The sequence below is a fragment of the Streptomyces sp. NPDC059037 genome, assembly GCF_042740015.1.
Classification (GTDB): domain Bacteria; phylum Actinomycetota; class Actinomycetes; order Streptomycetales; family Streptomycetaceae; genus Streptomyces.
This window is the reverse complement of sequence record NZ_JBHYIG010000314.1, coordinates 1-11,038: the sequence shown is the minus strand read 5'-3', so window position 1 is coordinate 11,038 and position 11,038 is coordinate 1. Positions and strand designations below refer to the sequence as shown.

Annotated in this window: 11 protein-coding genes; all 11 read left to right on the top strand. The window is 67.9% G+C overall.

Annotated features, from left to right (window positions below; genetic code table 11):
* Positions 1–704 (top strand): ABC transporter permease (locus ACFWY6_RS39305; protein ID WP_384700846.1); only part of this gene is annotated, 704 nt, incomplete at its 5' end.
* A gap of 248 nt (positions 705–952) precedes the next feature.
* Complete coding sequence (locus ACFWY6_RS39300; protein ID WP_384700843.1) at positions 953–1,993, top strand: streptomycin biosynthesis protein; 1,041 nt, start codon at positions 953–955, stop codon at positions 1,991–1,993.
* 414 nt (positions 1,994–2,407) lie between these two features.
* Entirely contained in the window at positions 2,408–3,607 is a 1,200-nt protein-coding gene (locus ACFWY6_RS39295; protein ID WP_384700840.1) for a cytochrome P450, read from the top strand.
* Positions 3,608–3,645: 38 nt separating this feature from the next.
* Positions 3,646–4,560, top strand: coding sequence for a putative sugar O-methyltransferase (locus ACFWY6_RS39290; protein ID WP_384700837.1), 915 nt, complete (start codon positions 3,646–3,648; stop codon positions 4,558–4,560).
* Positions 4,561–4,588: 28 nt separating this feature from the next.
* Positions 4,589–5,872 carry an FAD-dependent oxidoreductase gene (locus ACFWY6_RS39285; protein WP_384700834.1) on the top strand — a complete coding sequence of 428 codons (1,284 nt, stop codon included), beginning with the start codon at positions 4,589–4,591 and terminating at the stop codon, positions 5,870–5,872.
* A gap of 15 nt (positions 5,873–5,887) precedes the next feature.
* Positions 5,888–7,036 carry a nucleotide disphospho-sugar-binding domain-containing protein gene (locus ACFWY6_RS39280; RefSeq protein ID WP_384700831.1) on the top strand — a complete coding sequence of 383 codons (1,149 nt, stop codon included), beginning with the start codon at positions 5,888–5,890 and terminating at the stop codon, positions 7,034–7,036.
* Positions 7,037–7,046: 10 nt separating this feature from the next.
* Positions 7,047–7,880, top strand: a complete 834-nt coding sequence (locus ACFWY6_RS39275; protein WP_384700828.1) for a class I SAM-dependent methyltransferase — start codon at positions 7,047–7,049, stop codon at positions 7,878–7,880.
* Positions 7,867–8,481: a dTDP-4-dehydrorhamnose 3,5-epimerase family protein gene (locus ACFWY6_RS39270; RefSeq protein ID WP_384700849.1), complete on the top strand. Its 615-nt coding sequence runs from the start codon at positions 7,867–7,869 to the stop codon at positions 8,479–8,481. The genes ACFWY6_RS39275 and ACFWY6_RS39270 overlap by 14 nt, the downstream gene beginning before the upstream one ends.
* Positions 8,478–9,518: an NAD-dependent epimerase/dehydratase family protein gene (locus ACFWY6_RS39265; protein ID WP_384700825.1), complete on the top strand. Its 1,041-nt coding sequence runs from the start codon at positions 8,478–8,480 to the stop codon at positions 9,516–9,518. The genes ACFWY6_RS39270 and ACFWY6_RS39265 overlap by 4 nt, the downstream gene beginning before the upstream one ends.
* Positions 9,511–9,741: a ferredoxin gene (locus ACFWY6_RS39260; protein WP_384700822.1), complete on the top strand. Its 231-nt coding sequence runs from the start codon at positions 9,511–9,513 to the stop codon at positions 9,739–9,741. The genes ACFWY6_RS39265 and ACFWY6_RS39260 overlap by 8 nt, the downstream gene beginning before the upstream one ends.
* A gap of 118 nt (positions 9,742–9,859) precedes the next feature.
* A complete protein-coding gene (locus tag ACFWY6_RS39255) occupies positions 9,860–10,978 on the top strand; it encodes a DegT/DnrJ/EryC1/StrS family aminotransferase (RefSeq protein WP_384700819.1) in 1,119 nt (372 codons plus the stop codon).
* Positions 10,979–11,038 lie beyond the last annotated feature (60 nt).

Sequence of the window (11,038 nt, the reverse complement as noted above, 5' to 3'; positions counted from 1 at the left end):
GGATCAAGCATGTGCCGGAGCAGCTCTTCGACGTGACGGCGTTCCCGATCATGATGGTCCTTATGTACACGTACCTCTTCGGAGGGGCGCTCGCGGGTTCCACCGATGAGTACATCCAGTTCCTGCTGCCCGGGATCCTGGTGATGTCCGTCGTCATGATCACGATGTACACGGGCGTCTCGGTCAACACCGACATCGGCAAGGGTGTCTTCGACCGCTTCCGGACCCTGCCGATCTGGCGGCCGTCCCCGATGGTCGGCTATCTGCTCGGCGACATGCTCCGCTACTTCTGCGCCTCGGCCGTCATCCTCGTGGTCGGCCTGATCCTGGGCTACCGGCCCGACGGCGGGATCGTCGGCGTCCTCGCGGGCGTGCTGCTGCTCATCGTCTTCAGCTTCGCCTTCTCCTGGGTGTGGACGATGTTCGGGCTTCTGCTGCGCACGGAGAAGACGGTGATGGGCGTCTCGATGATGGTGATCTTCCCGCTGACCTTTCTGAGCAACGTGTTCGTCGAGCCGCGCACCATGCCGGGCTGGCTGCAGGCGTTCGTGAACAACAGCCCGATCTCCCACCTGTGCAGCGCGGTACGCGGCGTGATGGCCGGTAATTGGCCAACGGCCGAAATTGGCTGGGTGCTCGGCTGGGCCGCAGTGTTCGTCCTCGTCTTCGGTCCGATCACGATGCGCATCTACGCACGCAAGTAACCGCTGTTCGTCCGACTCCTCGGCCATCCCGATGTGACGCCGATGCCATGCCGACGTGATCCCGAGACCGGCCCGGACCCCGGGCCGGAATGCGGCCATTCACCTGCAACGTTCAACTGAATCGGGACCGCGTCGTCCGTCACTCCGAGTAAAGTACTCGTCAATAATCCTCTTGCTGCGCGGGAGCGGGATTTGCTAGCGTCCCAGTCGTTGGCGCACTGAATATCGGCGGAGACACGGGGGGTACGATGTGCGACCAGGATGTCGGCTGTGCTTGGCCTCGATTGGCCGGATGGATGCCGCACGGCGGGCCTTTTGCCGACTCGTCAGACATAGTGAAGGTGGCCTGTAGGAAAGTTCCCATCGGGTGGCTGCTGCCCGCAGATTCACCCCGTACCAAAGGCGTTGATCAGGAATACGTCGCGGCCCTCAGCGAGTTAGGCGAAGAGCTGCCGCCGATCGTTGTGCATGAGTCCAGCGGGCGGGTCATAGACGGGATGCACCGCCTTGCCGCCGCCCGGCTGCGCGGCGAAGAAATGATTCACGCCCATCTTGTCGAAGCACCCGAGCACAAACTGTTCGAAGTTTCGGTCAGATTGAATTCCGCCCATGGGAAACCCCTCTCCTACCGGGAGAAGGTCGCGGCGGGGACCCGAATTCTCATGGAGAACCAGAAGCTGTCGGACCGGTACGTCGCGTCCCTCACGGGTCTGTCGCCCCGCACCATCGCCCGCCTGCGCCGTTCGAGTGGCGAAGTTGCGCACTTGAACGCCCGGATCGGCCTGGACGGCAAGGTCCGCAGGGTCGGGGTCGCGCCGGGCCGGCAGCGGGCCAGCGAGCTGCTCGCCGAGCGGCCGGGTGCGCCGCTGCGGGAGATAGCCCGTGAGGCGGGGATATCACTCGGCACCGCTCATGACGTCAAGAAACGCGTCCTCCTCGGCGAGGATCCGGTCCCGCGGCGTTCCGAGAAAGCCCCCGAGCCCGTGGCGAAAAGCACGAATCTGCTTGCCAAGACCGAATCCCCGACGCCCATCGCGGGCGTTGCGCAACCCTTGCAGAAACTGCGGAGAGATCCCGCGCTCCGGCTGTCCGAATCCGGCCGCCTCCTGCTGCGGCATCTCGCCATCCATGACGTCGACTCCCAGGTTCTCGCCGACGTCGCCGCGAATCTTCCGCCGCACACCACCGACCGGGTCGCACAATTGGCGCGTGAATGCGCGGAGAAGTGGGCGCGGTTCGCCGAACGAGTGGAACGGGAATCCTCGGTCGGGCGTCGAACGCCCGCTTGACAAAATTATTCTCAGCGGTTCGAATTCCTGAACGCGGGGAGGGCCTACGGGCCCTCCCCGCTTTCTTTATTCCCTTATTTTCGGTTCTTTTCCGGAGCTTCATATTCCGCTCCGCCCCGGGCGGTATTCGAGTGTCTGCGGCATGTGAATGGCGTGCTCTTTGAGCCATCGAACATCGCCTTGTCTCAGCCCCTGCGTGAGAAGATCGCTGTGCTCGGCAATCGGGGCGCTCGTGCTGAGCGAACCCGCCCGACGTCCGCTACGTTTCGGCCTGGCGTTCTTATTTCTCTGCTTTGATTCCTGTTCTGATCCCTGTCCATGTAAATGGCAGATATTCCGAATGCCGGCGTGCAGGCATTCACATTCCATCGACGCCCGGCTCTGTGCCGGGCAATGCACAGGAGGTGACCCGCAGTGACCGAGACATGCCCCCACGCGCCTGCCTACCCCTTCGGCCCGGTATCGCGCCTAGATCTGCACCCTCGCTATCTGGAGCTGGCCCGCACGGAACCGGTGACCCGGGTTCATATGCCCTACGGCGGTGAGGCCTGGCTGCTGACCGGCTACGAGGAGATCAAGCAGTTCCTCGCCGACCCCCGGTTCAGCTCGTACGCCGCGACGGCACCGGACACCAGCAGGGTGACCCCGCTGCCGCTCAGGCCCGGAAACCTGCTGACCATGGACCCGCCCGACCACAGCCGGATCCGGAAGATCGTGGCGCACGCCTTCGTGCCCAGCCGGGTGGCCCGTCTCACCGACCGGATGCGCGAGGTCGTGGCGGCCGAGATCGACGACATGGTGGCCGCGGGACCGTCCGCCGACCTCGTGGAGCGCCTGGCGATCCCGCTGCCCGTCCGCATGATCGCCGAGCTCTTCGGCATCCCGTACGAGGAGCGCTTCGCGTTCCGCAAGTACTCCGACGTCTTCGTCGCGACCTCCGCCCACACCCAGGAGGAGATCGACGAGGCGCGCGACGGACTCGAGGACTACCTCAAGTCCCTGATCGAACTGCGCCGGCGGGAGCCCCAGGAGGACCTCGTCTCGGTGCTCATCGAGGCCGTGGACGGGGAGCGGCTCTCGGACATGGAGGCGGTGCGGACCGGCATCGGCATCCTCATGGCGGGGCACGAGACCTCGCTGAGCATGATCTCCAACGTCTGCTTCCTCCTGCTCCAACAGCGGGAGCTGTACGAGGAGTTGTGCGCCCACCCGGAGCGCATCGACGCGGCGATCGAGGAGATGCTGCGCATCATCCCGCTCCGCTCGGTGGGCAGCTTCCCCCGGCGGGCGACCGAGGACGTCGAGATCGGCGGCGTACTCATCAAGGCGGGCGACACCGTCATCTTCCAGCGCGCGGCCGGCGACCGTGACGAGCGTGTCTTCGACGACCCGGAGACCATCAGGTTCGACCGGGGCCGCAATCCGCACCTGGGCTTCGGCCACGGCATGCACTACTGCCTCGGCTCGGCCCTCGCCCGCTCCGAACTGCGGGTGGTGCTCGAAGGGCTCACCGACCGGCTGCCCACGCTGCGTCTTGCCGTACCCGCCGAGGACGTCCCGTGGAAGCCCGGCCTGATCGCGCGTGCGCCGGAGGCCCTGCGCGTCGAGTGGTGAACCGTCCAGGAAGCCCACACCCCCCGAAGAGGAATGTCATGACTACGCAGCCACGCGTCAACGAGCTCTGGAAGTACATCGGCGAGAACCAGGTCAACGGCCGACTGGTCGACGACCTGACCGACTTCAAGACCAGCCAGGTCAACTACCGGCTGACCTCCTTCGACGTGCAGACCAACGGCGTCCGGTACCTCAAGACCCTCATCTACAACCTCGCGTCCCAGCTGAGTCCGGAGAACTGGGACCGGCTGCGCCGAATCGAGAACCGCGAGGTGGGAAACCCGTTCTCGGTCACGTACGACGGCGAGATGGTCTGCCTCGACTATCTACGCGCGGTGCTCGATCTCGAATTCATCGAGAAGAACGTGGACTTGGCGGGCGCGGACGTTCTCGAGATCGGGGCGGGGTACGGCCGTACGTGTCATTCGTTCCTCTCGAACCACAAAATTTCGTCATACACGATCATTGACCTCGAGACGACGATGGAGGTATCGCAGCGCTATCTGCGGACCGTCCTCGACGACGCGGAGTTCGCGAAGATCACGTTTATTCCGGTAGGTGAAATCGAAGGCGCCCTCGGCGACGCCACCTTCGATCTGGCCATCAATATCGACTCGCTCGCCGAGATGGACGTCGACACCGTCCGGTACTACCTGGGTCTCATCGACCGGCACTGCCGGAACTTCTACGTCAACAACCCGGTCGGCAAGTACATGGACAAGAGCCTGGACGGCCACGCGCGCGGCGAGCAGGCGATCGCCAGGGCGATGAGCCCCGGCCTCCTGACGGACGTCATCGACGTCAACGACAACCGTGCCGTGGCGGCGAAGGCCCCCGAGTTCACGGCCGCCTACCGCCCCCATGACGGCTGGACGTGTGCCGCCGACACCTGGGCCGTTCCCTACACCTGGTACTGGCAGGCGCTGTTCCAGAAGCAGGAGCCGAAGCACTGAAAGCCGACGGCACAACGGGAGTTGACCGGTGACGAACGAATCGATCGGAGGCGGTATGGAGGCACGTCGGACGACCTGCGCGATAGCGGGTGCCGGGCCTGCCGGGATGATGCTGGGGATGCTCCTTGCCCGGGCCGGCGTGGAGACCGTGGTCCTGGAGAAGCACGCGGACTTCCTGCGGGACTTCCGCGGGGACACCGTGCACGCGTCGACGTGGCGGCTCATGGAGGAGCTCGGACTCCACGACGCGTTCGTGAAGTTGGCGCACCAGCGGATCCATCACATTCAAGTCGAGACCGACGACGGCACCTTCACGCTCATGGACTTCCGCAGACTTCCGGGAAAGTTCAAGTACATCACCTTCCTGCCGCAGTGGGACTTCCTCAATTTCCTTGTGGAGGAGGCGGAGCAGTACCCGAACTTCCGGATCCTGCGCAACAGCGAAGTGACGAGCGTGATCGACGACGGCGACCGGGTCACCGGGCTTCGCTACCGCGACGCCGACGGTGAGCACGAGCTGCTCGCCGACCTCACCGTGGCCGCCGACGGCAGACGGTCCGCGCTGCGCGAGACCGCGAAACTGACGTCACGCGTCTTCGGCTCGGGCATGGACATCCTGTGGTTCCAGCTGTCCAAGAAGCCCGGCGACCCGGGCGGCATGGTGGGCCGGCTCTCCGACGGTCAGCTGGTGGTGCGCATCGAACGGCAGACCCACTGGACGGTCGCGTACACGGTCCGCAAGGACGGATACGACGAGGTGCGAAGCCGCGGGCTCGAATGGTTCCGCAAGAACCTGGCCGAACTCACCCCGTTCCTGGCCGACCGGGTCCACGAAGTGGAGTCCTGGGACGACATCAAGGTGCTCGACGTACAGATCGACCGGCTCGACCGCTGGTGGCGGCCCGGACTGCTCTGCATCGGAGACGCCGCCCACACGATGTCGCCGATCATGGGCGTCGGGATCAACCTCGCCCTGCAGGACGCCGTCGCCGCCGCCAACCGGATCGCCGAGCCGCTGCGCGACGGCAAGCTTAACGACGAGCACCTGGCGAGCGTGCAGAAGCGCCGCACCATGCCGACCGTGGGCACCCAGCGCATGCAGCGCTTTCTGCAGGGCCGCTTCCTCGAACCGTGGGTCCGCGGCGAGGGAAAGTCCACCACCCCCCTCCTGCTGCGCATCCTCAAGCGCCTGCCCGCCCTCCAGGCGGGACCCGCGCGGACCATGGCGATCGGCATGCGCCCCGAACACCCCATACCGGCGCTTCGCAAGCAGCCGGCCCTTCACCGCCCCACCGCCACGAACGGAGAGTGACACATCGTGCGTGTAATGATGACGATTACCCCTGGTACCGGGCACACCTACCCCATGGTCCCGCTGGCCTGGGCCCTGCAGATGGCGGGCCACGAAGTGCTCGTCGTCTCGTGCGGCCCCGGTCTTGAGATGGGCAAGGCCGGTGTGCGCACCGTGGACGTCTCTCCGGGGCTCTCCCTGGGGATGATGCAGGGCAAGCTCGCCGCCAACCACCCCGAACTGGGCGCGAAACTCGCCCAGGAGGCCCTGGACGCCAACTATCTGGACATCATCGGCTCGGCGGTCGCCGCCGCGCTGCGGCTGCAGCCGCAGATGGTCGAAGGGATGATCCGCACCGCCGAACAGTGGCGACCGGACGTCATCGTGCACTCCCCGCTCCTCGCCCCCGGTCTGGTCGCCGCGGCCAAGCTCGGCATCCCCGCGGTGCAGCACGAGTTCGGCTTCGTACGGCCCTCCGGAAGCATCATGCGCAAGGCCTACCCGGACCTCTTCGAGAAGCACGGTGTGGAGCTGCCCGAGGTGCAGGCCACCATCGACATCACACCGCCGAGCATCCAGGCGCCCGAGCCCGACTCCTGGATGATGGGATTCGTCCCGTACAACGGCAGCGGCGCCCTGCCCGAGCCCATCTTCGACTTCCTCACCAACGCGCCCGCCAAGCCGCGCATCGCCATCACGCTCGGCAGCGGACCCGCCCCCGAGGAGGCCGCGCTGATCTTCCGTCAGGTCCTTGAGATGGCACCGAAGACGGACGCCGAGTTCGTGATGGTCGTGCCCACGGTGGACCTGGAGCCGTTCGGGCCGCTGCCCGACAACGTCCGCTCCTTCGGCTGGGCGCCGTACAGCTCGCTGATGGCCCACTGCTCGGCGGTCATCCACCACGGTGGCCCCGGCTCCGCGCTCGGCGCGATCGCCAACGGCGTCCCGCAGGTGATCCCCGACTTCAAGGGCCTGGCCCGGCCGCTCATCGCGGACACGATGGTCCAGCGCGGCCTCGCCCGCGTCGTGCCGCCGGAGGAGATCGGCAAGGAGCTCGTGGAGTCGCTGCTCGCGGACACCAAGCTGCCCGCCGCCACGAACGAGGTGCGCGAGGAGATCAGGAACATGCCGAAGCCGCACGAGGTCGTCGACCGCCTGGCCGCGCTCGTCGAGGCGGGGAAGTAGGGCGCACCGGATGACGATGTACACGAACGGGACCGAGTGGCAGCGTGCGGTGGAGTCCGCACGCACCATCTACGACATATCGCCGCTGTACGAGGCGATCTACCTGGGCCGCGGCAAGGACTACAAGGGCGAGGCCGACGCCGTCGCCGAGCTCGTCAGGGCCCGCAACCCCGAGGCGCGGGACCTGCTCGACGTGGGCTGCGGGCCCGGCAACCACCTGCAGTACTTCGCCGCGGCGTTCGACCACGTGGAGGGGGCCGACCTCGCCGAGGCCCAGCTCGCATCCGCGCGCGGCCGGCTTCCGGACGTGCCGGTGCACCAGGCGGACATGCGGACCTTCGACCTGGGCCGCCGGTTCTCGGCGGTGACCTGCCTGTTCAGCGCCATCGGCAACATCAGCGGCACGGACGAACTGCGGTCCGCAGTGCGCAGCATGGCGCGGCATCTGCGGCCCGGCGGTGTCCTGGTGATCGAGCCGTGGTGGTTCCCGGAGACCTTCACCGCGGGGCACATCGGGAGCGACAGCTTCGTGCACGAGGGGACGACGATCTCGCGCGTCTCCCACTCCGTGCGGCGCGGCGACAGCAGCCACATGGAGGTCCACTACGTCTTCGCCCGGCCGGGCGAGGGCATCTGGCACTTCGCCGACGAGCACACCATGGCCCTGTTCCCGCGTACCGAGTACGAGACGGCGTTCGCCGACGCGGGCCTCAAGGCCGAGTTCCTCGACCTGGGCAACTCGGGTCCAGGCGTCTTCGTCGGCACTCTCGAATCCGGCACTCTCGAGTCCGGCACTCTCGAGTCCGGCACCCTCGAAGGGGGCTCCCGTGATGGACGTTCGTGAGCTGAAGATCGCCGGCGCCTTCCACTTCGTGCCGCAGAACTTCGCCGACGCCCGGGGCCATCTGGCCTCGCCGTACCAGGAGGCCGCCTTCAAGGAGGCGACCGGACACACGCTGTTCCCGATCCGCCAGACCAACCACAGCCAGTCACGCCGTGGCGTGGCCCGCGGCGTCCACTTCACGACGACGCCGCCGGGCATGGCCAAGTACGTCCACTGCTCGCAGGGCAGCACCCTCGACATGGTGGTGGACGTGCGGGTCGGCTCCCCGACGTTCGGGCAGTGGGAGTCCATCGTGCTCAACGCCGAGCACCCCAGCGGGATCTATCTCCCCGTCGGCGTCGGGCACGCCTTCGTCGCCCTGGAGGACACGGTCATCACGTACCTGCTGTCCGAGGGATACAAGGCGGAGAACGAGAAGGCGGTCTCGGTGCTCGACCCGGCCCTCGGCCTGCCCGTCTCGGACGACGAGAACCTCATCCTCTCCGAACGGGACCGGGTGGCACCCACGTTGGCCGAGGCCGCGGAGCTGGGACTGCTTCCCGACTACGAGACCTCGCTGAGGGTGGAGAGGTCGCTGTACGAGAAAGGGGCGGACGCATGACCGCAGGACACGACGGACAGCAGCGGCCGCTGGTGACCGTGCTCGGCGCGTCGGGCTTCGTCGGCGCGGCGGTCACCCGCGAGTTCGCGCGCCGGCCGGTGCGGCTGCGCCTGGTGTCCAGGAGCCGCGCGGCCGTCCCGCAGGACGCCGTCGCCGACATCGAAGTGCGTACGGGAGATCTGACCGAACAGGCGGCGCTCGCCGACGCGGTCGAGGGATCCGACGTGGTGATCCACCTGCTCGCGCACATGTCGACCGACGCCAACTGGCGCGGCGCGGGCTCCGCGGCCGAGAAGGTCAACGTCGGCACGATGCGCCGGCTCACGGAGATCCTGCGCCCCGGTCCCGACGGCCGTCCGGTCACGGTGATCTACGCGGGGACGGCGAGCCAGGTCGGTCTCTCCGCCACGACCCGCGTCGACGGCTCCGAGCCCGACGAGCCGCAGAGCTCGTACGACCGTCAGAAGCTGGCCGCCCAGCGGGTTCTGGAGGCGGCGACCAGGGCGGGGCACGTGCACGGGTTCACCCTGCGGCTGCCCACCGTGATCGGCTGTGTGCCCGGCCGTGAGGGGTCCAAGGGGGTGGTGGCCGCGATGATCGGGCGTGCGCTCGCGGGCGAGTCGATCACCATGTGGCACGACGGATCCGTACGCCGTGACCTGCTGCACGTCGAGGACGTGGCCCGCGCCTTCGCGGCGGCCGTCGACCACGGGCACGAACTGGTCGGCCGCCACTGGATGATCGGCAGCGGCCGCGGCGAGCCGCTCGGCGCGGTCTTCGACCGGGTCGCCAAGCTCGTGTCGGCCCGCACCGGCCAGGCGCCGGTGGACGTCCTGACGGTGCCGCCGCCGGAGTACGCCGAGCTCGGCGATTTCCACAGCATGGAGATCGACTCCTCGGCCTTCCGCGGCGTCACCGGCTGGCTGCCGCGGCTGACCCTGGAAGAGGGCCTTGAACGCACGGTCGACGACCTGCACCGGTCGGCGTCGGGCGCGCCCGCGGCCGCGAACAGCGCGGGGGGAAGCGGAGATGGCTGACCGGACCTGGCGGATCGAGGTGGACCGGCGGCTCTGCGCCGGCACCGGGCTCTGCCTGGGCACGGCGTCCGGGCACATGAGCCTCGACCGGGGGCGGGCCCGTCCCGTCGAGGCGCTCGTCGCCCCGGACCAGAGCGTGGCGGACGCCGCCGCGACCTGCCCGATGGAGGCGATCACCCTGCGCGACGCCGCGACCGGCGAGATTCTCGCCCCGGTGCGTTGATCGCGCGACCCACCGGAGCACGGCGGCCCGGCCGCCGTGCTCCGCACCGCCGGCCACCGATGGCGTCCCGGCGAACACACATCACCGGCCCACAGGGCGAGTGCGGAGGGGAAGACGAATGACCATGTCCGTATGGGCTTACCAAGACGAGTACGCGGCCGAACGCGACGACATCCTGGAAGCGGTCGACTCGGTGTTCTCGTCCGGGCGTCTGGTGCTCGGCCCGAGCGTGGAGAACTTCGAGACGGAGTTCGCCGGCTATCACGGCGCCGCGCACTGCGTCGGCGTCGACAACGGAACCAACGCTGTGAAGCTCGCCCTCGAGGCGCTGGGCATCGGCGCGGGCGACGAGGTGATCACCGTGTCCAACACGGCCGCGCCCACCGTCGTCGCGATCGCGAGCACCGGGGCCACCGCGAAGTTCGTGGACATCGACCCGGCGACGTACCTGATGGACACCACACAGCTGGCGTCGGCGATCACTGAGCGGACGCGGTGCATCGTGCCGGTCCACCTGTACGGGCAGTGCGTGCCGATGGCGCCGGTCAAGGAGATCGCCGCGGCGCACGGCCTTGCGGTCGTGGAGGACTGCGCGCAGGCCCACGGCGCACGCCAGGGCGGCAGGATGGCGGGCACCTTCGGTGACGCGGCCGCGTACTCGTTCTACCCGACGAAGGTCCTCGGCGCGTACGGCGACGGGGGAGCGGTGCTGACCTCGCGGGCGGACGTCGCAAGGAACCTGCGGCGGCTTCGCTACTACGGGATGGAGGAGCGCTACTACGTCGAGGCGCTGCCCGGCCACAACAGCAGGCTCGACGAGGTGCAGGCGGAGATCCTGCGCCGCAAGCTGCGGCGGCTCGACGGCTATGTCGCCGCCCGGCGCGCGGTGGCCGACCGCTATGCCGAGGCGCTGGGCGACACCTCGCTCGTCCTGCCGGCCACGGCCGACGGCAACGACCACGTGTACTACGTGTACGTGGTCCGCCACCCCCGGCGCGACCTCGTCATCGAGCGGCTGCGCGAGCACGACATCGAGCTCAACGTGAGCTACCCCTGGCCGGTCCACACCATGGCCGGGTTCGCCGGCACCGAATCGGCCGCCGTCTCGCTGCCGGTCACCGAGCAGTACGCCAAGGAGATCTTCTCGCTCCCGATGTACCCCTCGCTCGGCGTCGAACGGCAGGACCAGGTCATCGACGCCCTGCGCAAGGTCCTCGACGAGGTGGACTCCATCTGATCCCCTGCGCGCGGACGCCCGACGAGCGGGTGCCCTGTTCACCACGGTGAACAGAGCACC